The following is a 24,830-nucleotide window of genomic DNA, read 5'->3' as shown; positions in this document are numbered from 1 at the left end:
TCAACCTTATCTTCTTGTTTTTATTCTTTTTAACTTTGGGGTACTTAGCGGCGCGCGTCTTTAGTTGATTTTTTATAGAAGCACACAGAATAGAGGCGCTATTATTGAATCTTGCTCTTGGAATATTTCCCAAGAGCAAGTAAAGGTTGGAGTTGCTAAGTTTATACAGTGAAAGAAAACTTCGATTTACGCAGCAGTCCCACAATGGCAAGTAATGAAAGAATATAGAAGGGCATACTGCCCCCGCTTTTTTCTTTTGTTTCTTCGCCATTATCGTCTGTATCATCGGCTTTAGTGGTTATAGTAACTGTACTTGGCTCAGAGTAGCTCATACCATCAAAAACGCGGTACTGAAAGCTAGTTTCGTAGCTTGTATTAGTTTGCGGCGTATATGATACGATTCCACTGATGTTGTCTAATGTTACTGAACCTATGCTTGGCTCAGATACAAGCTCATAAGTAAGTGGATCTGAATCTGCATCTTGGGCTAATAGTTCGAATTGAGCTGCTTCAGATTGATTGATGATTAATTCCAGAGCCTGTGTCTGTGGGGATGTATTGGTATGATTTATTGTAATCATTTTATCAATATTTAAACCAATCTCGTTGCTTATATTAACGACAAAATTAGCTGGTTCTAACGTTGAGATTAATGGTGTATAGGTAAACTCACCCGTTGCATTATTACTAAACACAAACTCGCCTGATGCTGGCTGTACCTTTACGTTAAGTTGAAGATTACTGTTTTCACCTGCACCTGATAAGGAGAGAGTTTCGCTCAGTGGCGTGCGCCAATGAGCAGAAATTGGATTAGGCTCAATGACAAGAGGTGTTCCATCAATATTGACTGAAACCGACACACTTTCAGTGGCCCTTCCGCCTATAGACATAGAAAGCTCAAATTGGTCTAGGCCAACTTCGCCAGTTGTGGGAGTGTAACTAAAGTGGCCAAGAGCCCTATCGGTAAATGTAATATTGCCTTTGCTAGGTGCCTTTGAAATATAAAAGCGATAGTTGAAGGAATCTTTTTCACTCAATGCTTTAAACTCAACAGGCGTGAACTTATTGGTGTTAAATTCAGTTACACTAAGTTGATAAGGTTGCTCTGTTTTTTCGCCGATTTTAAATAGTTCTCTGCCATTTGAGTGTGTTATTAGCCAATAGGTCTTTTCGTTAACTATTTCAATATCTGAATGTGTAGCGGCCACATCAAGAGTAACCAGCTTATTATATTGTGCATTTGCCAAATTAAAGACACCTAGTTCATTTTCGCAGGCGATATGAAGTTGGCCACTAAGGTGTTGCTCAACAGCAATTAATTTTGATGATGCACAGAAGTTAGCCACTTCTTGTTTGTTTCCTTGGGCGGAAATAGATACTAAAGCCCCGTCCTGAGTTGTTGTATACAATTGCTCGTTATTATTATACGTAAAAGTATCAAGTGATTGGATATCACCTAAATCAAGTAATGAGTGGGTGTCTTTAACAAAGTTATAGACGGCTGTCTGCTTGTTAGTTCCTAGATGCTCGAACACAAGTTCTTTAATACCATCACCGTCAAAGTCAATTGTCGTTAGTAATTCTGATATATCAAGTTGAGGCTCACCGATAAGTGAAATCGTATATTTTATGTTGTCACTGTATAACTCTCTGACTTCAAATGGTTTTGACTGATCAGCATAATACCAGTCTGAATATTGGTAGAGGTATTCTTGGTTTCCGTCACCGTCAATATCACCCAATAGCTTGAAATAGCCAATAAAAGGTTGTTCGATATGATTAGACCCATCCATGTTCAATATATAGTGTTTACTAATACCGGGATTCCACTGCTCACCTAGAGTCGAGTACACAATTTTATTATCGGTGTTTCTACCAAAAGGTATTATGGAAACTTTATCTACTTCAGAAGCATAAAGCTCTTTAGTTACACTTTTTGACCATGATTCAGTTTGTGTGACAGGAGAAATACTATTTAATATTGTATAACTTGTTAAATAGGCAGGATCCCACTTCGAACCTGTGGTAATAATAAGCTGTCTATACTCTTCAATAATCTTTATCTCTTCATTTTGCATGGCTAAATAAGCATTGCCGTTAAAGCCGAGTTCAGTTACCTCTCCGAATCTCACTTCTTTAACATTGAGTCTCTGTATTTGCTCAATTGTTTCTTTTTGCTCATCGCCATACAAGTCTAAATATTCATAGATATAATGAAGAATATTAGGTTGATAATCGCCTCCATCCTGTGTTGTGACGCTCCTGCCAATGACTTCTTCTTCTCTTGTTAAATAGTTATAGAAATAGTTAAAGTGAGTCCTACGATTCGAATCACTGTACATCTCGGCATTGTTATCAATGGCTGTATAATCTTGATAAAGGTCGTTGTTGTAGTAAGGCGATCTACTAGTGTATTTTAAAAAATCATTATCTTGATTACAATCTTCTAGCGTACTCTCCAAAGGCCAAATAACGCTGTTTTCATTTACATCGATAGTACACTTTTCACCTACAGCTTCATCCATGCCATCATTATTTAAATCTTTGGCAAATAAGTATCTGCTTGTTACGGGTAGCTCGCCAACTTTTTTTACATCACTGCCTTGAATTTGGTAGATTTCGCCGTCCCATGTCAGCATTTCATTGAGCAGATGATTGGTAAACTTTCCGACAGTAAACTCATAATGTGGCAGGGTGTAGTGCGCTTTTGTTTCGAGGCTATGCATATCTAGCGTATACATAGTGCTTTCATTTATTAGCATAACCTCAATATTGCCATCGTTATCTATGTCTTTAAATTTAACGTTATCAGCAGTTATATTTGGGATCTTTTTTACATATTTTCTAGCAGTTAAATTTACAAGGTGTGCGTTGCGTTGATCGCTAATAATAATAGCAAAGTGATTATCTGAACTTTTATCGTAATAAATTTCAAACGAAGCAATTGATTCTCCTTCGCTCTCAAACTCTATTGCATTGGTTACTGGCGTGTTGACAGTTTCATCATTGCCGATGATACTAATAATATACAACCTTTGGCTATCATCATTAATCATTGCAATGATATCTTTATTCGAATCATTATCAATATCGATCACTCTAACATTACTTAAATCATCAAAGCTTGAAAAATGCTTCATTTTTTCTACGTCGGCGTATGATGATTGAGTGGTTAACATCAAGCTGAGAAGTGTCGATGTAATAGCAAACTTCATATTATTCCCTTAAAAATAGTTTCGCGTTTTTGTTTTGGACCCTTGTATATCAACAACAAGAGGTAATAGTAAATTAACATACTTTATTATGCTGCGTAACTGAATTAGGGAATGAAAAATAAAAAAGTGATATTATTTAGAATGCTTCTGGGTTTGAGTACTGATACACAGTTGTCTCAAGCTGCATTACCTTGCAGTATTAAGAAGTTTTTATACAATTTCTTTCCTATCTATTTCACTTTGTAATATAAAATCCTCTAATTTTTTAGGTGGTTATCTAAGTTAGTATTGGTTATTTACATTTTTTTATAGCTTAATTAAATGCTGGTTAACTGACCGCTGTTAATTTTTTCTTGTATGATAAGTTGACTTTGTTATACTCCACATCGAAATTTCAGTAATTACTGAAACTTTATTGATGAAGATCATGTTACCGCATTAAAAAATAGGGTAGAGCAACTACCTTAAATGTGGTGAAAGTTTTAAAAGGCGTGAGTTTTGCGAGCAATTAATCAGTCACAAGGTGTCAAACAGTCTAGTTTAGCTAGATTGCAATTGGCTGCGCGTGCGTTTTTTGCTGGTAAAGAACTAATGTCTGTTTTAGCTTTGCTGCTGATTAATTCAGCCATGCTAATCAACGGTACATTAGAAGATGCTCACGGGCTAAGAAGTTTATTAAGTGAAGGGGCTCTGTACGAAGCACCATTACTTAATGTGTTGAGCTTTTTAGCTTACCCAGTGGTGTCTTGCCAGTTACTTATTGGTTTATGCTGGTTGGTCTTCCATTTCTTCCCTGCGCGTCGTGCAGGTGTCATTTTACGTAAAGCGGCCTTCGCAGCGCGTGAAACGATAAAGTCTTTAGTAGTACACAGCGCTCATGGCTGTCGTGCTCCTCCTCGTGTAAATGGTTGTCTGTAAATAAGCTTTGTTGCTTAAGTTCAGCCATTTTAGTCGTTTACTAAGTTGTCTTTACTAAGCACCTAGTGGGCCTTCTGCGTCCAAATTTCAGTCAGCTAACCTAATTATTCCCACATTTTAGCGTGCCGATTTTCTGTGCTCGTTACTTGGCTGGGGATGTCTGTGGCCGTTTTTTGCTACAGAGAAGCGTCGTGTACTTATCGACAAGTGTTAACTTTTAGGTTGTAGGATATTCCTTTGTCAATTCGTAACCTTTGTAATATTGCTCTAGCGTCTTTAGTGCTGGCTTTGTCTGGCTGTAAAGGCGGGGTACTTGATCCAAAAGGTCAAATTGGGGCTGACGAAAAGTATTTAATTATCGTAGCGACGGTATTAATGCTGATTGTTGTAATCCCAGTTATTGCCATGACAATTTATTTTGCATGGAAATACCGTGATGGACGAGACCAAGAAATTTATGCTCCTAAGTGGGCTCACTCAAACAAGATTGAAGCGGTTGTATGGACCATTCCGATTATTATTGTGGTTATTTTAGGTGTGATCACTTGGCAATCAACGCAAGATCTTGACCCTTATAAACCACTTGAAGGGAAGGGTGAGCACCTTACTGTAGAAGTGGTGTCTTTAAACTGGAAATGGTTATTTATTTACCCAGAGCAAGGCATTGCAACAGTGAATGAGTTGGTTTTTCCGGCTAACGTGCCTGTTCAATACAAGATCACCTCAGAAAGCACCATGAATTCGTTTTTCATACCTCAGCTTGGTAGCCAAATTTACTCAATGGCAGGCATGGAAACCAAACTTCACTTGATAGCTGATGAACCAGGAACTTTTAAAGGTTTCTCTGCAAATTACAGCGGTGCTGGTTTCACGGGTATGAAGTTTAATGCCATTGCTACCCCAACCCAAGCTGATTTCGATGCATGGGTAAATAAGGTTAAAAATACAGGCTCTGCGCTTACTAAACAGACCTATGTTGAACTTGCTAAGCCAAGTGAGTACGACCCAGTTAAATACTACGCCAGTGTTGATAAAGATATGTTCCATTCAATCGTAATGAAATATATGCAAGCGCATGGCTCACACGGTGCAATGCAACACGCAATGCCAGAGCACTCAGCTCATAAAGGGCATAGCGAGGACGAGGAATAATCATGTCGTTGTTAGGTAAATTAACATTAGACGCAATCCCGTTTCATGAACCAATTATCATGGTTACCATGACGGTGGTTGCTGTCTTAGGCTTGCTAGTGGCAGGCTTAGTAACAAAATATAAAAAATGGGGCGTGCTTTGGCACGACTGGATCACCTCAATTGATCATAAGCGCTTAGGTGTGATGTACATCATTCTTGCGCTTATCATGCTTTTCCGTGGTTTCGCGGATGCCATTATGATGCGACTGCAATTAGCGATGGCTACCGGCGGTGCAAGTGGTTACTTACCACCTGAACATTACGACCAAATTTTTACGGCACACGGGGTGATTATGATCATCTTTATGGCGATGCCGTTCATGATTGGTTTAATGAACATCATTTTACCGCTGCAAATTGGTGCCCGTGATGTTGCATTCCCATTTTTGAATAATCTAAGTTTTTGGTTAACTGCTGGTGGTGCGATACTCATTAATATTTCACTGTTTTTCGGTGAATTTGCTAAAACGGGTTGGGTTGCTTATCCGCCATTATCTGAGCTGTCGTTTAGTCCGGGTGTGGGGGTCGATTATTATATCTGGGCCTTGCAAATATCCGGTTTGGGTACCTTATTAACATCAGTAAACTTCTTAGCGACTGTATTCAAAATGCGTGCACCAGGCATGACATTAATGAAAATGCCTATTTTTACGTGGGCTTGTACGTGGGCAAATATCTTAATTGCAGCATCGTTCCCAATTTTAACTGCTGTACTGGCAATGCTAACGCTTGATCGTTATCTCGATTTCCACTTCTTCACGAATGAATTAGGTGGTAATGCGATGATGTACATCAACTTATTCTGGGCATGGGGTCACCCTGAAGTTTACATTCTGATCTTACCTGCGTTTGGTATTTTCTCAGAAGTTATCTCAACGTTTGCTGGTAAACGCCTGTTTGGTTATAAGTCGATGGTTTACGCAAGCGGTGCGATTTCTATTTTAGGGTTCATCGTTTGGCTTCACCACTTCTTTACTATGGGCTCAAGCGCTAATGTGAATGCCTTCTTTGGTGTGATGACCATGGTCATTGCAGTACCGACGGGTGTGAAACTCTTCAACTGGTTATTCACTATGTATCGTGGTCGTTTACGTATTACGGTGCCAGTTCTTTGGACTTTAGGTTTCATGGTGACTTTCACTATCGGCGGTATGACCGGTGTGTTACTTGCCATTCCAGGTGCTGACTACGTATTACACAATAGCTTATTCTTAATCGCTCACTTCCATAACACCATTATTGGTGGCGCAGTGTTTGGTTATTTAGCTGGTTTTGCATTTTGGTTCCCTAAAGCAATGGGCTTCAAACTTGATGAAAGCTGGGGCAGAAGATCTTTCTGGTGTTGGTTAATTGGTTTCTTCGTAGCATTTATGCCGTTATACGTACTTGGTTTCTTAGGTATGACACGTCGCTTAAACCACACAAACAACCCTGATTGGAACATCTGGTTATACATTGCAGCTGGCGGTGCGGTGATCATTATGTTCGGTATCTTGTTCCAAGTAGTACAACTTGTGGTGAGCTTCAAAAACCGCGAGCAACTTGACGATACAACGGGCGATCCGTGGAACGGTCATACCCTAGAGTGGGCATCTGCTTCACCTCCGCAGTACTATAACTTTGCAAAAATCCCCCATGTTGATGACATTGATGCATGGACTGACATGAAAGAAAAAGGCCTAGCTTACAAGCAAGAAGCCTCTTATAGCCCAATTCACATGCCAAAAAATACATCGGCAGGTGTATTAATGAGCGCAGCTTTAACAACTTTCTGTTTTGCCATGATTTGGCATATTTGGTGGCTTGCAGCCTTTGGTTTACTGGGCGCTATCGCGGTATTTATCAAACGTTGTTATACGGCGGATGTTGATTACTACGTGCAACCAGATGAAATTGTTGAACTTGAAACGGCGCACAATACCGCCGCGACTAAAGGGGTGAATGCATGAGTTCTATCACTGCTGATTTAAACACCTTAGATAATACTCAAGGTCATGTTGATGCACATGACCATGAGCATCACGATACGGGTGGCAACACGGTTTTCGGTTTTTGGTTGTACTTAATGACCGACTGCTTATTGTTTGCTTCTTTCTTTGCAACCTATGCCGTACTGTTTATGAACACAGCCGGTGGCGTGTCTGGCAAAGATATTTTTGAACTTGATTTTGTTGCGGTTGAAACCGCGGCACTCCTACTTAGTAGTATTACCTTTGGTTTTGCGATGATCTCTGCGCATTCGCAGAAGAAGGCCGCTACGTTAACTTGGTTGCTGGTCACGTTTGCCTTTGGTGCCGTATTTATTGGTATGGAAGTATATGAATTCCATCACCTAATTGCGCACGGTAATGGCCCACAACAAAGCGCCTTTTTAACCTCGTTTTTCTCTTTAGTGGGCTTACACGGTCTGCATGTGACGGCAGGTTTGATTTGGATGACAATCATGATGATCGAAGTTTTACGTCGTGGTTTAAACCCGCAAACAGTGACACGCCTAAGTTGTTTAAGCTTATTCTGGCATTTCTTAGATGTGGTGTGGATCTGTGTATTTACCGTTGTTTATTTAATGGGAGCAATGTAATGAGTCACAGTGAATCACATGTCATTAATAATCTAGAAGTACACGCACATAACGCGCAATCACATGGCAGTATCAAAGACTATTTAGTTGGCTTTCTACTGTCAGTGGTTTTAACGGCTATTCCATTTTGGGCTGTAATTAGTGGGTCGTTTTCAAAACCAGCCACCGTATGGTGCATTGTAACGATGGCTGTTGTGCAAATTTGGGTGCATTTAAAGTACTTCTTGCATTTAAGTTTTAAAACTGAAGACGGCAAGGCCAGCTCATTGTCATTTATCTTCAGCGCTATCATTATCGTAATGGTGGTTGGTTTGTCGGTGTGGATCATCTACGAATCGAACGCCATGATGATGTACTAATAACAATTACTTTGTAATTGATTAAAGAGTTTACGAAAGGAGCTGGTTAGTTTGAGGTTGTGTCTCCAGTTCTTACAGTCTGTTACTAGCTAGTTTCTTTCGTAATTTTGCGTTTGTGCGAAATATTAGAGGAGTCGAGGAAGTGTTTCGACGTTATTTAAATGTCACTAAACCTGGCATTATCATGGGCAACTTAATCTCCGTCGCGGGAGGATTCTTGCTAGCCTCTCGTGGTGATGTTGACCCATGGTTAATGGTCGCGACCTTGCTAGGGTTATCTTTAGTCGTAGCATCTGGATGCGCAATCAATAATGTCATTGATCGTGATATTGATGTTGCTATGGCGCGCACTCGCAAACGCGTCACAGTCACTGGCGAAATGTCAGCAAAGGCGGCTATGACACATGGCATCGTGCTTGGTGTTTTTGGTTTCACATTATTAGCAGTGTATACCAACGTAGTGGCACTCTTATTTGCTACGTTTGGTTACGTCATTTACGTCGGTGTGTACAGCTTATATATGAAGCGTCGTTCTGTGTACGGCACCTTTGTAGGGAGTTTATCGGGCGCAGTTCCACCTGTGGTGGGCTATTGTGCGGTAACTGGGCAGTTTGATGCTGGTGCTGTGATTTTATTGGTAATGTTTAGTTTATGGCAAATGCCTCATTCATATGCAATTGCAATCTTTCGTTATAACGACTACCAAGCGGCCAGAATTCCTGTGCTACCTGTAGCGCAAGGGATTGAGAAGGCAAAGCATCACATTGTTTTATATATCGCCGTGTATGCGTTGGTTGTGATGTTATTAACCATTAGTGGTTATACAGGTTTAGCTTTTATGGCTGTGGCTTGTACAACGAGTTTTTGGTGGTTGCTAATGGCGCTCCGTGGCTATCGTCGCAATATTGATGTAAGCGGCTGGGCGCGCCAAGTGTTTGCTTTTTCAATTGTAAACATCACGGTTTTGAGTATAGCGATGGCTTTAGATTACCATTCGGTAGCTCCACAGCTACTTGTTTTAACTTAGAAAAAAGTTGCTAACATATCCCAATGTTACAGTAGCAAAGGCCCGGTTCTTTTCTCCACCGGGCCTTTTTTTGTTATTGTTTAAAAGCGTGCAGCTTGCTCTACCACTATGCCATGGCGAGCGGCAAGACGATGGTGATCTTTGTCATAGCCACCACCAATTACCGTTGCGACAGGTACATTGCGCTCTAGGCAACGCTTAAGGACTAAATGATCGCGTCGCTCTATCCCTTTCCAGCTTATATCAAGTTTTCCTAAGCCATCCTCTTGCCATACATCAACACCTGCATCATAAAGCACTAAATCTGGGTTAAGGGTGTTTAATAAATAACTCAGAGTATCGTCAACAACGCCTAAGTATTCACTATCCGCCGCATTGGGTGCTAATCCTATGTCTAAATCGCTGGCTGACTTGCGAAACGGAAAATTCTTTTCGCAGTGGATAGAGCAGGTATAGGCATAGGGCTGATGCGCGAGCATTGCTGCGGTACCATCACCTTGGTGAACGTCTAAATCAAAAATAAGTATATTGGTGACTTCACCACTTTTTATTAGGGTTTCGCTGGTAAACGCTAAGTCGTTTACCATGCAGTAGCCGGATCCAAAATCAGTATGAGCATGGTGGGTGCCTCCTGCTAGATGGCATGCTATACCATGCTTCAAGGCAAGACGCGCCGTTTGCAAGGTGCCAAGTGGGGCGGTAAAAGTACGCGCCATGAGTTGCTCAGACCACGGTAGGCCGATACGGCGCATTGCTTTTTCGTCAAGGCGGTTATGCCAAAGGTCATAAATATAATTATCGCAATGTACTAGTTCGAGCGGTTCTGGCGTGCCTAATATTGGTTGCTCTAAATTGCTATTAATAAGGCCGAGGCTTTTTACATGTTCATATAAGTATGCAAATTTGCTCATAACAAAGCGATGCTTCGGATCGAAGTTAAATGAGTAATTAGGATGATAGACGATAGGTAAGTGTGGATTTAAATTCATTGAATACAGCACAGCCAGTTTTTAACTATGGTAATAAAGTTACCTTTAATAGTCTATTCGGGTGTATGTATCAGCATAGTTAGCTCTCGGTGTAAGAGGTCATCGTCTCCTAGGTTTAGCTCTACTAATCGCTTTAAGTGAGTGATGCTATCAATATCGATATGGACACAGTGTAAGCCTAAATGAAACGGCTCAATATGCCTGATTTCAACAGACATATTAATAGTGATTTGGCTTTCTGGCAGCGAAAAAGTAAGTTCTGCCAACGCATTTTTATCAGCCAAGAGCTTATCAGGAAGGCTTATCAGTGCCCCATTTAAAGATATATCGAGTAATTCACAATTGTATGTGTGTTCATTCATAACCAATGTTGCTGGTGTAGAAAACAAGATACGCGAATACTTACGACGATTTTTCATAATAACCCTTAGCGATGCATCAGCTTAGAGTATAGTCAATCACTCACGAGTTTGGCGGCATAGTCATGAAGTTTTTTATCGTCAGGGTCTGATGTGGTGGTTAGCCAAACAACTTGGCCTTGTTTATTGATAAAAAGCGTTGTGGGTGTTCCTTTTACGCCAAGTTGTTGCGCAATCAGATCTGCTTTTATTGCTGTTTTAAAATGATGCCCTCTGTTTATTAAAGATTGTTGAGGTGTTGCATCATCGTCTTCACGAAAGCTAACACCTATCACGCGAAAGCCGTGACGTTTATATTTTTGATGAATTTTCTCAAGCCCCGGTTGAAGCTTTTTACAGTATGGGCACCACGTTGCCCAAAAGTGAAGAATATAAGGCGTGCCAAGTAATTCAGCCGTTTTAAGCTGGCTCCCATCAGCCATTTCAAGCGTGAGAGGAGGAAGTTGAATGAGGTTTTCCTGTTCAGATGCAATGGTGCTATTTATAAAGCATGAGAAGAGTAGAATAAGTGCTAGCAGGTGTTTCATGAGATTAGTTCTTTTTTAAAGTTGGTACTTTAATAAGAACTAAATGCAAACATTTTTCTTTCAAAATAAAAAGCCCTGCGTGTGCAGGGCTCTGATAATGATAGCTTAAGTATCAATTAACCTATTTTTTTGTATTTAATACGCTTAGGTTGCGCCGCTTCTGCGCCTAAGGTTTTCTTCAACCACTCTTCGTATTCTGTGTAGTTACCATCGAAGAAGTTAATTTGGCCTTCGTCACGGTAATCAAGAATATGTGTAGCAATACGGTCAAGGAACCAACGGTCATGCGAGATACACATTACACAGCCTGGGAACTCTAAAATAGCGTTCTCAAGTGCACGTAGTGTTTCAACGTCTAGGTCATTGGTTGGCTCATCCAGTAGTAATACGTTACCACCTGCTTTTAATAGCTTAGCTAGGTGTAAACGGTTGCGCTCACCGCCTGATAAGTCTTTAACGAATTTTTGTTGGTCGTTACCTTTGAAGTTAAAGCGACCAACATAGGCGCGGCTTGGGAATTCAAAGTTACCAATTTTTAATACGTCTTGGCCGTTAGAGATTTCTTGGAAAACCGTGTTGCTCTCGTCCATGTCGCCACGGAACTGATCAACGGTTGCAAGTTCAACCGTGTCACCAACAAGGATCTCGCCGCTATCTGGCGTTTCTTCACCGCTTAGCATTTTGAATAGGGTTGATTTACCCGCACCATTGGCACCGATGATACCTACGATAGCGCCTTTAGGCATTGCAAAGTTTAAGTCATCGATTAATACGCGATCGCCAAAGCTCTTCTTCAGGCCTTTCACTTCGATAACTTGGTCACCTAAGCGTGGACCCGGTGGAATGAATAGTTCATTCGTTTCGTTACGCTTTTGGTAATCGTTTTGCTGAAGCTCAGAGAACTGTGCCATACGTGCTTTAGACTTAGCTTGACGGCCTTTCGGGTTTGAACGAACCCATTCAAGTTCTTGTGCGATTGATTTTTGACGTGCTTTTTCAGATTTCTGTTCTTGTTGTAAACGTAAATCTTTTTGCTCAAGCCACGATGAGTAGTTACCTTCCCAAGGAATACCTTCACCACGGTCAAGCTCTAAAATCCAACCTGCTACGTTATCTAAGAAGTAACGGTCGTGGGTTACAGCAACCACAGTACCTTCGTAGTCGTGTAAGAAGCGTTCTAACCAAGCAACTGACTCAGCGTCTAAGTGGTTGGTCGGTTCGTCAAGAATAAGCATATCTGGTTTTTCAAGTAGTAAACGACAGATCGCAACACGGCGACGCTCACCACCCGAAAGGTGTTCAATTTTTGCATCCCAAGGTGGTAGGCGTAATGCATCAGCTGCACGCTCTAACACGTTGTCGATATTGTGACCATCGTGTGCTTGGATGATAGCTTCAAGTTCACCTTGCTCTTTCGCAAGTGCATCGAAGTCAGCACCGTCCATTGCATACTCGTTGTATACTTCATCAAGACGATTAAGTGCATTTTTAACTTCGCTTACTGCTTCTTCTACTGTTTCGCGAACTGTTTTGTTCTCGTCTAGCACTGGTTCTTGCGGTAAGTAACCGATTTTAGTACCTGGTTGAGGGCGAGCTTCACCTTCAAAGTCTTGGTCAACACCAGCCATAATGCGAAGTAACGTTGATTTACCTGCACCGTTTAGGCCTAGCACACCAATTTTTGCGCCTGGGAAAAAGTGTAAAGAAATATCTTTTAAGATAGTGCGCTTAGGTGGCACAACCTTAGAAACTCGACTCATCGAGAATATAAACTTATCTGGTAACACCATGAAAGGAGCCTTCAATTTATAAGAAAAATTAACAGCAAGTATTGTATACCCAAACTACCTCAAAATACAGAATTCAGCGTTTATGATAGGCTTAATATCAAGGTGTTATTTACTCAAAGAGTCATACATTTTAATTAATGACCACTCAGAAATATCACTTCATTTGGACATCTAAACATCTAGAGGTTGAAATTTCTAACTATCCGTTCATAATTAGCAGTCAGATAAGTATGCTCGGAGCCAGCTATGCCCATTACAGTAAAAGATGAATTGCCTGCTATTGCAAAGTTACGTCAAGAAAACGTGTTTGTAATGCCAAAAAGTCGCGCGAAAACGCAAGAAATACGCCCAATGCGTTTGGCCATCTTAAACTTAATGCCAAACAAAGTTGAAACCGAAGTGCAGTTTATTCGTTTGCTCGCTAACTCACCGCTGCAAGTTAATGTTGAGCTGTTGCGCTTAGATACTCACCGCACCAGTAGTAACTCTGAGCAGCACATGGATACGTTTTATCGTTATTTTTCAGAAGTGAAAGATAATAACTACGATGCCATGATTATCACTGGGGCGCCGCTTGCTCATTTAGAGTATGACGAAGTTGCTTACTGGGACGAGCTAAAAGTTATTTTAGATTGGGCAGAGCAACATGTTACGTCTACGCTGTTTTCGTGTTGGGCGGCCCATGCGGGTCTATATCATCACTATGGCCTTAAGCGTGAACTTAAACCAAATAAACTGAGCGGGGTATTTACCCATAAAAGTTACTTTGACCATGCAGCACTTACCCGTGGTTTTGATGATACCTTTTTAGTGCCACACTCTCGCTATGGTCATATTGATATCGACAAGATCACTGCCTGCGACGAGCTCGTAGTGTTAGCTGGTTCTGAGCGAGTAGGTGCCTACTTAATTAAAAATAAATCAGGCAGCCAAGTGTATATTACAGGCCATCCAGAGTACGATGCGCATACCTTAAAAGGGGAGTATTTGCGTGACCAAGAAAAATCAGCGGATGCGCCTAAGCCAGAAAACTACTTCCCTGACGATAACCCAGATAACGAACCGTCGAAAACGTGGCAAAGTCATGCCTTTTTATTGTTTTCGAATTGGTTAAACTATTATGTGTACCAAACTACACCGTATGATATTAATTTAGTTAGCCAAGATGTAAGGACTAACAACTATGCCGAGTAATGCAGTGAATAAACGCGAACAATTAACCGAGGCGCTTAAACAGCGAATTTTAATCCTCGATGGCGCGATGGGCACCATGATCCAAGAACATAAATTAGAAGAACAGGATTATCGCGGTGAGCGCTTTAAAGACTGGCATGTACTTATTAAAGGCAATAACGATTTATTAAGTCTAACTCAGCCAAAAATCATTGCTGATATTCACCGTGCTTACTTAGAAGCCGGTGCCGATATCATCGAAACGAATACCTTTAATGCCACGACTATTTCGATGGAAGATTACGATATGGCGAGTCTTAGCCGCGAAATCAACCTCGAGTCAGCGAAACTTGCACGCGGTGTGTGTGATGAGTTTGAAGCAAAAAATCCAAGCAAACCGCGTTATGTAGCCGGTGTACTTGGGCCAACGTCAAAAACCTGTTCGATTTCACCAGATGTAAATGACCCAGGTTATCGTAATATCAACTTTGATAAGCTGGTGGCTGCGTATGTTGAGTCAACACTTGCACTTATGGAAGGCGGTGCAGACCTTATTTTGATTGAAACTATCTTTGATACGCTAAATGCAAAAGCGGCTTCGTTTGCCGTAGAGGAAGCCTTCGAGCAAGCTGGCCGCAGTTTACCTGTGATGATCTCAGGCACCATTACCGATGCCTCTGGTCGTACTTTATCAGGACAAACCACCGAAGCATTTTATAACTCAATTCGCCATATTAAACCGCTCTCAATCGGCCTTAACTGCGCCCTTGGCCCTGACTTACTGCGTCAATATGTTGAAGAGCTATCGCGCGTTTGTGAAACCTTTACCTCGGTGCATCCAAATGCGGGTTTACCGAATGAGTTTGGTGAATATGATTTAGAAGCCCCTGAGATGGCCAAAGAAATTATCGATTGGGGCAAGTCTGGCTTTATTAATATTGTAGGTGGTTGTTGTGGCACGACACCGGCTCATATTAAGGCGTTTGCGAAAGGCCTTGAAGGTGTTAAACCGCGCCAATTGCCAGAGCTTGAAGTGCGTATGCGCTTATCGGGCCTTGAAGCGTGTAACTTAAACTAGGAAACCGACATGACTGACCAAATTGCTGTATTTACTAACGTCGGTGAGCGTACCAATGTAACAGGCTCGGCTAAGTTTAAACGCTTAATCATGGAAGAAGATTACGAGACTGCCCTCGATGTTGCCCGTGAACAAGTAGAAAATGGTGCGCAAGTGATTGATATCAATATGGATGAAGCCATGTTGGATTCGAAAGCTGCGATGGTAAAGTTTTTAAATTTAATTGCATCAGAGCCTGATATCTCAAAAGTACCTATTATGGTCGACTCATCGAAATGGGAGGTGATTGAAGCAGGCTTAAAATGTATTCAAGGTAAGGCCATTGTTAACTCAATTTCACTTAAGGAAGGTGAAGAGCCGTTTATTCGCCAAGCTAAGCTAATTAAGCGCTTTGGTGCAGCTGCGGTGGTTATGGCGTTTGATGAAACCGGTCAAGCTGAAACCGCTGATCGTAAGTTCGAGATTTGTCAGCGTAGCTACAAAATTCTTGTTGAAGATATTGGCTTTCCGCCAGAAGACATTATTTTTGACCCGAACATTTTTGCTGTCGCAACGGGCATTGAAGAGCACGATAACTACGCGGTTGAGTTTATTGAAGGTACGCGTCGAATTAAGCAAGGCTTAGCGCATTGTAAAGTGTCGGGCGGTGTATCGAATGTGTCGTTCTCGTTTCGTGGTAACAACCCAGTACGTGAAGCGATTCACTCAGTGTTTTTATATCACGCGATTAAAGCGGGTATGGATATGGGCATTGTAAATGCTGGCCAATTAGCGGTTTACGACGATATCCCCGAAGAGCTGCGCAAAGCAGTGGAAGATGTGATCCTCAATACCGACCCAGGTGCTGGTGAGCGACTTGTTGAACTTGCACCAAAATACTCAGGTATGGCGCAAGCAGAGAAAGTAGAAGATTTAGAGTGGCGTACTTGGCCTGTTGAAAAGCGCCTTGAACATGCGTTAGTAAAAGGCATTACCGAGTATATTGACGAAGATACCGAAGAGTGCCGTAAGAGCAAAGCTAAGCCTATCGAAGTGATCGAAGGCCCACTTATGGACGGCATGAACGTTGTAGGTGACTTATTCGGCGCGGGTAAAATGTTCTTACCTCAGGTTGTTAAATCTGCACGTGTAATGAAGCGCGCCGTTGCCTATCTTGACCCTTTCATCGAAGCTGAAAAAGAAGAGGGCGCAACCAACGGTAAAGTGGTTATGGCAACCGTTAAGGGCGACGTACACGACATTGGTAAGAATATCGTAGGCGTTGTACTGCAGTGTAATAACTACGAGGTTATCGACCTTGGTGTGATGGTGCCGGCAGAGAAAATCTTGCAAACCGCCATTGACGAAAAAGCCGACATTATTGGTTTATCAGGGCTGATTACCCCATCGCTTGATGAAATGGTGCATGTGGCGAAAGAAATGACCCGTCGTGGTTTTGAATTACCGCTACTGATTGGCGGTGCAACAACCTCGAAAGCGCATACCGCGGTTAAAATTGAGCCTCAGTATGATAAAGGTGTGGTTTACGTCAATAACGCCAGCCGCGCAGTGGGTGTGGTTTCTAATTTATTGTCGAAAGAGTTAAAACCGGCATTTTTAGAGAAAACCAAGGCTGAGTATGAAAAAGTACGTGAACAACAAGCACGTAAAAAGCCTCGCTCAAAACCCGTTACTTTACAGCGTGCTCGCGACAACGCAGTCAAACTTGATTGGGACAACTACACGCCACCTGTGCCGAAAAAGCTGGGTGTGACTGAGTTTAAAGATGTTTCGATTGCGACGTTAAGACAGTACATCGACTGGACACCTTATTTCATGACCTGGTCAATCGCTGGTAAGTACCCACGTATTCTTGAAGATGAAATTGTTGGTGAACAGGCTAAAAGCTTATTCGCTGATGCTAATGCAATGCTTGATGAGCTTGAGCAATCAGGTGCGTTACAACCACTTGGTGTCATTGGTTTATTCCCAGCAAATAGAGTAGGGGATGACATTGAGATTTACACCGATGAGTCGCGTACAACGCTTTTAACTACATCGTGTCATTTACGTCAGCAAACTGAAAAAACCGACTTTGCTAACTACTGTTTAGCTGATTATATAGCGCCTAAAGGCACCCCTGATTACTTTGGTGCGTTTGCGGTTACCGGTGGTCTTGAAGAAGATGACCTTGCTGATGCCTTCGATGCTAAGCAAGATGATTACAATAAGATTATGGTTAAAGCCGTTGCTGACCGTTTAGCAGAAGCGTTTGCTGAATATTTGCATGAGCAAGTGCGTAAAGAGTATTGGGGCTATGCGGTAGATGAAAACCTATCGAACGATGAACTTATTCGTGAAAACTACCAAGGTATTCGCCCAGCGCCAGGTTATCCTGCTTGCCCTGAACATACTGAGAAAAAGAAAATCTGGCAGTTACTTGATACCGAGCAGCGTATCGGCATGAAGCTAACCAGTTCATACGCAATGTGGCCTGGGGCGGCGGTATCAGGTTGGTATTTCTCTCATCCTGAAGCGAAATACTACGCAGTGGCGCAAATTCAACAAGATCAGGTTGAAGATTACGCTAAGCGTACCAACATGACTCTTGCCGAAGCTGAGCGTTGGCTATCACCGAACTTAGGCTACGAGCCAGAATAGTAAACAGCCGAGTATGTAAATACTCGGCTTTTTTATTGTGCTTAGATTTGCATGATAAAGTCTTAATTTGAGGGAGTGGTGCTAGAAGCCGATACTCTAAAGCGATACTTAATTGCGAATAAGGCTAAGTACCTAACTTAAACTTTCGTACTTTAAATCTCGTACGATGCATCAGGTTAATTCTTCTAACGGATGGGGTTAAACTTTGTAAAGCTTTTCCGTAACTTCATCTCGTTTAATCACTTTCGTTGTTATGAGTTATCTCTACTCTCCATTGATTCAAGCCATAAATTCATTCTTTCTTGTTCATCACACACCGCTTTTTCAAGGTATCGCTCTGAACCATCGAGAAAATACTTGACGGTAACCTCATTTATTATCCAACGATTGTCTTCTTGATTAAACGAAATGTAGTAATCAAGAGGGACTCCGCTAGTATTGGTACCGCTTACTAATAAACACCCATCTTTATCATCAATTGACTCTTTAGTATTAATTATTTTGGTAATTTCTATGGGGAATTTTGCTAGAGGATCAACAAATGCTGTTTTATCAGTTATGGATCTTGCTTCCACTAAAGCCTCCCAGAGCTCTTTTTTTAGTAAAGTTTGCTCTCTAGGGGTGCCGTACAGGGATTTATATTTATTGAAGGAATCGAGCAAATCATTATTATGCAAAGTATTATTACTTGAACTGCAGCCAAATAAAAAAGTGCTTAATATGAAAAGTAAATATCTCATTAAACTTAGGTGCGAAAATATTAATTTAAACGTCATCTAATTCTAACCTATAAATCTAGATTAGCTTTATTAAAATAGAAAGCACCACACCAATGAACTGATGTGATGCTAGGGGAGGCATAAAAATTAAAAAGGTGATTCAGGGTAAGCGGTTTTACTTTGTGTGCCTGTTAGTCTGTGCAGTAACTGTTTTTGTCGGGCTAATAATAAACCTGAACGTTCGTTAAGTGCCTGACAATGCTTTGATTTAATGACTAACTGCTGCATTAATGTTTGTGTTGTTTGTTTGATTTCTTTTGGCAACTTTTCAACTAACATCATTAAGCCTTCTTTACCTTGTGCAAGCCCTAAACTTTGTAAATAGCTATCACGGCTTAGATGGTTTTTATCTAAAGACTGTAAAACAGCAGACATCTTGGCGTTGTGCTGTTGTAATGTTGTATCTCGTTCGCTTAGAAGCACATACTGTTGTTCAAGTGCACTAATGAGTGAATCAAGCTTGCGTACATCGTGTTGTAGGCTTTCAATAAACTGCTTAATGCTGTTTATGGTCATTTTTTATGAAACTCTAGTAGGGCATTGATTAATGTATCTTGGTCAAGCGACAGCTCACCATTAGCAATAGCGGCTTTTACTTTTGCTACTTTTTCAAGGTCAACATCAGGCTTTGACGCTAAGTCTTCAAAGGTATTATCGATTGTTTTACTAAGCGAACTAATTTGTTCTGCGCTTGCTTGCTTGTTCGCCGCTGTGTGAGATTTTTTACTGATATCTTGATTGCCCGCATCAATAAAGTTGTTCACTTTTGCAGCTTGCTCAACATGACTACTGCTACCTTTGTTGTTTATGTTCATTATCAATCCCCAATTAATTTTCTACTAATTTTGTAAAGCGACCCAATTTATCGATTTCTTAAATTTATTTTTAAATTTATAAAAGTGTTGCTTTTACAACCCCTTTATCAATCACTTGGCCTTCAACAATTTTACCAGAACTGAGGTTTTTTACTTTGATCATTTGGCCTTTAATCCCTTCCTCAAGTGCAATTGCTTTTACGCTTGCAGTAAAGGAGCTTGTGCTGATGAGAAGTTTTATATGCTGCTCTTTATTGACTAGGTAGTTATTTTCGAGCTGTCTGCGAGTGATTAAATCGCCTTGCTTGATGTTTCTTTTAACTGTCATTCCAATCAATTCATTTGTGCTCGTTTCCATACCGTAAACGTGTTTTGCAATATTAATCGAATCATAGTTTAGTAACTCATTACTTAACACTTCGCCGCGTTGTAAGTCGCGTTTAGCAACGACTAAATTGAGCCACAGATCCACTTTTGCGGTGGCTCTAAATTGCCAAATAGGATCTGCACAGCTGACGGTCAGACGAATTCTGCCTGCGGGAATGGAATTGGGTTTTACTCTGTTTATTGATAACTGATCACAGCTAAGCTCTTTTGCTGCAGCTGGTATGTATAACGCAATTTTTTTTTGCTGACTTTGCTTGTTTATGCTGCCCAAGTAATGAGTTATTTCGTTATTTATATACCGTTTAATCTCTTTTTTAAAGTTGCTTGCTAAGACATTGGCTGAAAATAACAAGGAAATAATTCCAAAAAAGAGGAAAAAAGCACCATTCCGTATCGGAAGTATTGCTTCCGCTTTGGCGTGCCTTAGATTGAATTTATTACAGTAACTCATTGAAAAATATGTCTTATAAAATTTGGCACAAAGGTTGTTAATAGCCTTATACCGAATTCAAAATGTGCAAACGAGCATACAAGACGTAGTCAGTTGAGGCAACAATGGCATTATTTGATAAAGCGTTAGGCGTACACCCATTTGCTATGCAGTTGAGAATAGACAGAGCTGAGGTGATCGCAAGTAACCTAGCAAATGTTGATACCCCAAATTTTAAAGCCAGAGATGTGGATTACCAGCAAATTTTGGGCGATGTCGCAGCGAGTATGGAGCATAACAATGATGTAGGCTTTGCGGGAATCACTGCCAATGAGCTGATGTATCGTGTGCCGTATCAAGCATCCAGTGATGGTAATACCGTAGAGCTCAATGTCGAGCAGGCAAAATTCTCTAACAACAGCATGGATTTTCAGACCAGTATGACCTTTCTAAACATGAAAATCAGTGGCCTGCATAAAGTAATCAAAGGAAATTAATAATGTCTTTTAATTCTATTTATGACATTAGCGGCAGTGCAATGCGTGCTCAAGTGATGCGCTTAGATACCATTGCTTCTAACCTTGCTAATGCTGACACAGCGGCGTCTACCGAAGAGGGCGCATATAAGGCGCTTAAACCGGTTTTTTCTGCCATGTATAAAGACTCTTTTGATCAGCAAAATGTTGCGGCTGCTGTTAATACCATGGGTGTGACAGAGTCTAATCGTACTGTTGAGCAACGTTATGAGCCTAACAACCCACTTGCCAATGATGATGGCTATGTCTTCTATTCAAACGTCAATGTACTTGAAGAAATGGCAGACATGATGTCAGCAAGTCGTAGTTATCAAACATCCGTTGATGTTATGTCGCGTGTTAACAGCATGCAGCAAAGCATTCTTAAATTAGGACAGTAGCACCATGGATATCGCAAATACCACACATAGCAATAATAATGCTGCCAATGTAAGCTCAAGTATTTCAGGGAATGTTAACTCGGCAGAAGAAATGTCGACCATGTTTTTAGAGTTGCTAGTGGCACAGATCAGTAATCAGAACCCGTTACAACCTATGGACGGAACCGAATATGTTAGCCAACTAGCTGAATTCTCAAATGTTGAATCATTACAAAGTATAAAAAATAACACCAGTGCGAGTTTAGATAACAGTAGCAGCATGTTAGTCCTTGAAGCGACCAACTTAGTTGGTGAAACAGTGACAGTGCCAGCGGATGTGGTGGCTTTAGAAAAAGAGGGCAAAGTGTCGGGTCTTGTTAACTTATCAACACCTGCTGATTCAGTCACTGTGCAACTTTATGACAGTAATGGCCAGTTAGTTGAAGAAAAACAGTTGGCATACAGTGGTGTGGGTTCTTTGAATTTCGAATTTGATGAACAAGATGCGGGTGGCTATTCGATTAATGCTTTTTCGACTACCAATGGTGTTTCACAACGCCTAACACCTTGGCTAAATGGTGAAGTAGAACGCGTTTCTGTGGGTAGCAGCAGCGACGATATTTTATTGCAAGTTGATGGCTTAGGTAATTTTGCCTTAACCGATATTAATCAAGTTGCTTAGACTGAAGAGGAATAATTATGTCTATGTTTAATATAGGTTTAAGCGGCCTTAAAAGCACTCAAACAGGGTTAGAAGTAACAAGTAATAATATCGCTAACTCATCAACTTCTGGTTATAAAACAGGTAATACAGAATTTGCCGCGGTTTACAATGGTGGTAGTCGTGGTGGTGTACGTGTTTCAGATATCAAAGAAGACTTTGTAACCGGTGGTGATATTGTTAGAACAGGTAACGCACTTGATATTGCAATTGATGGTCAAGGTTTCTTTGCTATCTCTGAAGGTAACCGTATTGCTTATACGCAAGCAGGGCAATTTACCCTAGATAATGAGCTTAATATTGTTAATGCAAATGGGGCAAAGCTGCAAGGTTATGGCGTGAGTGATGCTGATGCGGCTGGCGAAGCTGAGATCATCCCAGGTGTGTTAACGGATCTTAAAGTACAAGGCGCGAACATCCCAGCTGTCGCAACTGATGCAATCGATTTTCATGGCAACTTAAGCTCTGCCAGCGACATTATTTCTTATCCTGTAGCACCGAATAACTTTGATCCTACCGATGGCACACAGTATAACTTTTCGCAGCTAACAGAAGTATTCGATTCGCAAGGTAACAGCCATGTATTGACTCAATACTTCAATCACACAGCTGATAACCAATGGCAAGTAATGTACTTTATGGATGGTTCACCACTACCAGCAAGTGCACTTGGTACCCCCGCAGGGGCTGTGACTGATACTCAGGATGTTGTTGTTGATGGCAATGTTGTCACAGCAGGTGTTGTTAATATTACCTTTGATGCCGACGGTCAAATGCAACCGCTTGATCCTGGCTTTACGCCTCCTGCGCCGCCAGCACAAGAAGATGACAACGTACTTGACCCTTACAATCAACGTGAAATTACCATGTCTTTCCCTGTTGGGGGCGGTGCTGCGCCAATGTCTTTAACGCTGGATATGGCAAAAACAACGCAGTTTGGTACTAATTTTAATATTCTTGAAAATGATGCTAGTGGCTATTCAGCAGGCACTTTCTCAGGTTTATCAGTCGAAGAAGATGGCAAAATTTTCGCCACATTCACTAACGGAGAATCTAAGCTTCAAGGGCAGGTTGTACTTGCTTCGTTTGCAAACACAAATGGTTTAGAAGCGGGTGATAATACGGTTTGGTATGAAACCCGTGACTCTGGTGGTGCCTCATACAGTGAGCCAGACAGCGGCACAGTTGGCGGATTAATCGCAGGTGCGTATGTCGGCTCTAATGTTGATATCAGTGAGCAGTTAGTCGGCTTAATGTCGTTCCAACAGAACTACCAAGCAAATGCGAAAACCATCAGCAGTGCTGATGAAATGATGCAAATTTTATTTAGTAATACTTAAGGTTTCATCTTATGGAAAAGTTAATTTATACCGCTGTCTCAGGGGCTGAACTAAACAATACAGCCTTAAAAGTAACAGCCAATAACTTAGCCAATGTAAGCACTGCAGGTTTTAAGGCTGATTTAGAGCAAGCGCAATCAATGCAAGTTACAGGCAGTGGGTTTCGCACTCGTTATCACGCACAAATGTTGCCTGTCACTACCGATTTATCAGCGGGTCCTATGATGGACACTGGCAGAAAACTGGATGTTGCTCTTAGCGATGGTGGTTTTTTAGAAGTGATTGATGACAATGGCGAACCTGCTTATACGCGCTCTGGTAACCTTGAAATTGATGCGGATGGTTTCTTAACCGTAAATAATCGCCGTGTGCAAAGCAATATCGGTGATATTCAGCTAGGGGATTTTGCAGAGTTGGAAATTGCCCCTGACGGTATCATTAATGTGGTTCCGCTCGGTGGTGGTGTTATCGCTGAAGAAGCACAAATTAAACTTGCTAGTACCGGTGATGAAGGTGCGGTGATGGTTAAAGGGCGTGATGGTTTATTTCGTGCTGAGAACCTTGAGCCGCTAGACATGGACGAAGCTATTCGTTTGCGTACAGGTGTACTGGAAGGGTCGAATGTGAATGCGGTTCAAGAAATGATTAAAACAATGAATATCAGCCGCCAATTTGAAATGAATATCAACATGATGAAAGCAGCTGATGAACTGGCAAACAGTGGCAATAAGCTGGTTAGCGGTCGCGGTTAGGATGTGGAGTGAATAATGAATTCAGCATTATGGGTAAGTAAAACAGGGTTAGCAGCGCAAGATTTGCGTATGACCACAATTTCAAACAACTTAGCGAATGTGAGCACGGCCGGTTTCAAAAAAGACCGTGCCGTATTTGAAGATCTATTCTACCAAGTACAGAAGCAACCAGGCGCACAAGCAGATGACTTGAATCAGTTACCGTCGGGTATTCAGGTGGGAACAGGGGTGCGTATTAATGGTACGCAAAAGCAATTTACTGAAGGAAGCTTTGAGACAAGTAGCAATCAATTAGATGTTGCGATTGCAGGTCAAGGCTTTTTTCAAATTGAAAGCCCTGATGGTGAGTTACTTTACACACGTAATGGTCAATTCCAATTAAATTCAGAATCTTTATTGGTGAATGGTAACGGCTTACCGCTTGCGCAAAATATCGCCCTACCAGAGGGGACAACTAAAGTCACCATCGGTCGCGATGGTACAGTGAGTGCGGTTGTTGATAATGGCGTTGAGCCAATTGAGTTGGGTCAGTTACTAACGGTTAATTTTGCGAACCCTGCTGGTTTAGAGAGCTTAGGCGGTAACCTTTACCGTGAAACAGCAGCCTCAGGTGAAGCTATTGAAGGTGTGCCAGGTGAAGAAGCATTTGGTGAATTACAGCAATTTACCATTGAAGGTTCGAATGTCAGTGTTGTTGATGAAATGGTAAGTATGATTGCGGTACAGCGCGCGTACGAAATGAACGCTAAGGTCGTATCTGCAGCTGACGAAATGTTGCGTTTCATTAATCAGAATGTGTGA

24 protein-coding genes are annotated in these 24,830 nt (G+C 41.4%); 15 read left to right on the top strand and 9 right to left on the bottom strand.

The window, feature by feature from the left end; all coding sequences use genetic code 11:
- Positions 1 to 161: 161 nt before the first annotated feature.
- Positions 162 to 3,215, bottom strand: a complete 3,054-nt coding sequence (locus L3V41_RS11485; RefSeq protein ID WP_193988420.1) for an Ig-like domain-containing protein — start codon at positions 3,213 to 3,215, stop codon at positions 162 to 164.
- Between the two features lie 498 nt (positions 3,216 to 3,713).
- Between L3V41_RS11485 and L3V41_RS11480 the strand changes: the two genes are divergently transcribed.
- From L3V41_RS11480 to cyoE, 6 genes are all read left to right on the top strand, one after another.
- Entirely contained in the window at positions 3,714 to 4,133 is a 420-nt protein-coding gene (locus L3V41_RS11480) for a hypothetical protein (RefSeq protein WP_130151028.1), read from the top strand.
- A 237-nt stretch (positions 4,134 to 4,370) separates the two neighbouring features.
- Positions 4,371 to 5,285 carry a ubiquinol oxidase subunit II gene (cyoA, locus tag L3V41_RS11475; RefSeq protein WP_130151029.1) on the top strand — a complete coding sequence of 305 codons (915 nt, stop codon included), beginning with the start codon at positions 4,371 to 4,373 and terminating at the stop codon, positions 5,283 to 5,285.
- Between the two features lie 2 nt (positions 5,286 to 5,287).
- Positions 5,288 to 7,276, top strand: a complete 1,989-nt coding sequence (gene cyoB, locus L3V41_RS11470; protein WP_193988421.1) for a cytochrome o ubiquinol oxidase subunit I — start codon at positions 5,288 to 5,290, stop codon at positions 7,274 to 7,276.
- Complete coding sequence (gene cyoC / locus L3V41_RS11465) at positions 7,273 to 7,908, top strand: cytochrome o ubiquinol oxidase subunit III (protein WP_193988422.1); 636 nt, start codon at positions 7,273 to 7,275, stop codon at positions 7,906 to 7,908. The genes cyoB and cyoC overlap by 4 nt, the downstream gene beginning before the upstream one ends.
- The gene (cyoD, locus tag L3V41_RS11460; protein WP_237114882.1) at positions 7,908 to 8,267 is read left to right on the top strand and encodes a cytochrome o ubiquinol oxidase subunit IV; all 360 of its coding nucleotides are present in this window, start codon (positions 7,908 to 7,910) and stop codon (positions 8,265 to 8,267) included. The genes cyoC and cyoD overlap by 1 nt, the downstream gene beginning before the upstream one ends.
- Before the next feature lie 142 nt (positions 8,268 to 8,409).
- Positions 8,410 to 9,294, top strand: a complete 885-nt coding sequence (cyoE, locus tag L3V41_RS11455) for a heme o synthase (protein ID WP_193988424.1) — start codon at positions 8,410 to 8,412, stop codon at positions 9,292 to 9,294.
- 80 nt (positions 9,295 to 9,374) lie between these two features.
- On the opposite strand, the gene L3V41_RS11450 is transcribed toward cyoE, so the two are convergent.
- From L3V41_RS11450 to ettA, 4 genes are all read right to left on the bottom strand, one after another.
- Complete coding sequence (locus L3V41_RS11450) at positions 9,375 to 10,283, bottom strand: histone deacetylase (RefSeq protein ID WP_237127759.1); 909 nt, start codon at positions 10,281 to 10,283, stop codon at positions 9,375 to 9,377.
- Between the two features lie 53 nt (positions 10,284 to 10,336).
- Positions 10,337 to 10,702, bottom strand: coding sequence for a PilZ domain-containing protein (locus L3V41_RS11445; protein WP_062570281.1), 366 nt, complete (start codon positions 10,700 to 10,702; stop codon positions 10,337 to 10,339).
- A 35-nt stretch (positions 10,703 to 10,737) separates the two neighbouring features.
- Positions 10,738 to 11,229 (bottom strand): TlpA disulfide reductase family protein, encoded by a 492-nt coding sequence (locus L3V41_RS11440; RefSeq protein WP_193988427.1) that lies wholly within the window; start codon positions 11,227 to 11,229, stop codon positions 10,738 to 10,740.
- A 116-nt stretch (positions 11,230 to 11,345) separates the two neighbouring features.
- Positions 11,346 to 13,019 carry an energy-dependent translational throttle protein EttA gene (gene ettA / locus L3V41_RS11435; RefSeq protein WP_193988428.1) on the bottom strand — a complete coding sequence of 558 codons (1,674 nt, stop codon included), beginning with the start codon at positions 13,017 to 13,019 and terminating at the stop codon, positions 11,346 to 11,348.
- A gap of 246 nt (positions 13,020 to 13,265) precedes the next feature.
- On the opposite strand from ettA, the gene metA reads away from it, so the two are divergent.
- From metA to metH, 3 genes are read left to right on the top strand one after another with little or no spacing between them, the layout of a single operon-like run.
- The gene (metA, locus tag L3V41_RS11430; protein WP_193988429.1) at positions 13,266 to 14,213 is read left to right on the top strand and encodes a homoserine O-succinyltransferase; all 948 of its coding nucleotides are present in this window, start codon (positions 13,266 to 13,268) and stop codon (positions 14,211 to 14,213) included.
- Positions 14,203 to 15,270, top strand: coding sequence for a homocysteine S-methyltransferase family protein (locus L3V41_RS11425; RefSeq protein ID WP_193988430.1), 1,068 nt, complete (start codon positions 14,203 to 14,205; stop codon positions 15,268 to 15,270). The genes metA and L3V41_RS11425 overlap by 11 nt, the downstream gene beginning before the upstream one ends.
- Before the next feature lie 9 nt (positions 15,271 to 15,279).
- A complete protein-coding gene (gene metH, locus L3V41_RS11420; RefSeq protein ID WP_237127757.1) occupies positions 15,280 to 17,910 on the top strand; it encodes a methionine synthase in 2,631 nt (876 codons plus the stop codon).
- Positions 17,911 to 18,161: 251 nt separating this feature from the next.
- Here the strand turns inward: metH and L3V41_RS11415 are convergent, their stop codons facing one another.
- The 4 genes from L3V41_RS11415 to flgA form a co-directional block, all read right to left on the bottom strand.
- Positions 18,162 to 18,686 (bottom strand): hypothetical protein, encoded by a 525-nt coding sequence (locus L3V41_RS11415; RefSeq protein WP_237127756.1) that lies wholly within the window; start codon positions 18,684 to 18,686, stop codon positions 18,162 to 18,164.
- Positions 18,687 to 18,776: 90 nt separating this feature from the next.
- Positions 18,777 to 19,205 (bottom strand): flagellar export chaperone FlgN, encoded by a 429-nt coding sequence (flgN, locus tag L3V41_RS11410; protein ID WP_228074417.1) that lies wholly within the window; start codon positions 19,203 to 19,205, stop codon positions 18,777 to 18,779.
- A complete protein-coding gene (gene flgM / locus L3V41_RS11405) occupies positions 19,202 to 19,504 on the bottom strand; it encodes a flagellar biosynthesis anti-sigma factor FlgM (protein ID WP_062570288.1) in 303 nt (100 codons plus the stop codon). The genes flgN and flgM overlap by 4 nt, the downstream gene beginning before the upstream one ends.
- A gap of 76 nt (positions 19,505 to 19,580) precedes the next feature.
- Positions 19,581 to 20,243 (bottom strand): flagellar basal body P-ring formation chaperone FlgA, encoded by a 663-nt coding sequence (gene flgA / locus L3V41_RS11400; protein WP_062570289.1) that lies wholly within the window; start codon positions 20,241 to 20,243, stop codon positions 19,581 to 19,583.
- 203 nt (positions 20,244 to 20,446) lie between these two features.
- Here flgA and flgB point away from each other — a divergent pair, with 203 nt between their 5' ends.
- From flgB to flgG, 6 genes are read left to right on the top strand one after another with little or no spacing between them, the layout of a single operon-like run.
- Positions 20,447 to 20,818, top strand: a complete 372-nt coding sequence (gene flgB, locus L3V41_RS11395; protein ID WP_062570290.1) for a flagellar basal body rod protein FlgB — start codon at positions 20,447 to 20,449, stop codon at positions 20,816 to 20,818.
- A gap of 2 nt (positions 20,819 to 20,820) precedes the next feature.
- Complete coding sequence (flgC, locus tag L3V41_RS11390; RefSeq protein WP_062570291.1) at positions 20,821 to 21,237, top strand: flagellar basal body rod protein FlgC; 417 nt, start codon at positions 20,821 to 20,823, stop codon at positions 21,235 to 21,237.
- A 4-nt stretch (positions 21,238 to 21,241) separates the two neighbouring features.
- The gene (locus tag L3V41_RS11385) at positions 21,242 to 21,898 is read left to right on the top strand and encodes a flagellar hook capping FlgD N-terminal domain-containing protein (RefSeq protein WP_062570292.1); all 657 of its coding nucleotides are present in this window, start codon (positions 21,242 to 21,244) and stop codon (positions 21,896 to 21,898) included.
- A gap of 17 nt (positions 21,899 to 21,915) precedes the next feature.
- The gene (locus L3V41_RS11380; RefSeq protein ID WP_062570293.1) at positions 21,916 to 23,277 is read left to right on the top strand and encodes a flagellar hook-basal body complex protein; all 1,362 of its coding nucleotides are present in this window, start codon (positions 21,916 to 21,918) and stop codon (positions 23,275 to 23,277) included.
- Between the two features lie 11 nt (positions 23,278 to 23,288).
- Entirely contained in the window at positions 23,289 to 24,029 is a 741-nt protein-coding gene (gene flgF, locus L3V41_RS11375; protein ID WP_062570294.1) for a flagellar basal body rod protein FlgF, read from the top strand.
- A gap of 15 nt (positions 24,030 to 24,044) precedes the next feature.
- Entirely contained in the window at positions 24,045 to 24,830 is a 786-nt protein-coding gene (gene flgG / locus L3V41_RS11370) for a flagellar basal-body rod protein FlgG (protein ID WP_062570295.1), read from the top strand.

The sequence above is a fragment of the Pseudoalteromonas sp. L21 genome (genome assembly GCF_021728035.1).
Lineage (GTDB): Bacteria > Pseudomonadota > Gammaproteobacteria > Enterobacterales > Alteromonadaceae > Pseudoalteromonas > Pseudoalteromonas arabiensis.
This window is presented reverse-complemented; position numbering and strand designations above follow the sequence as displayed.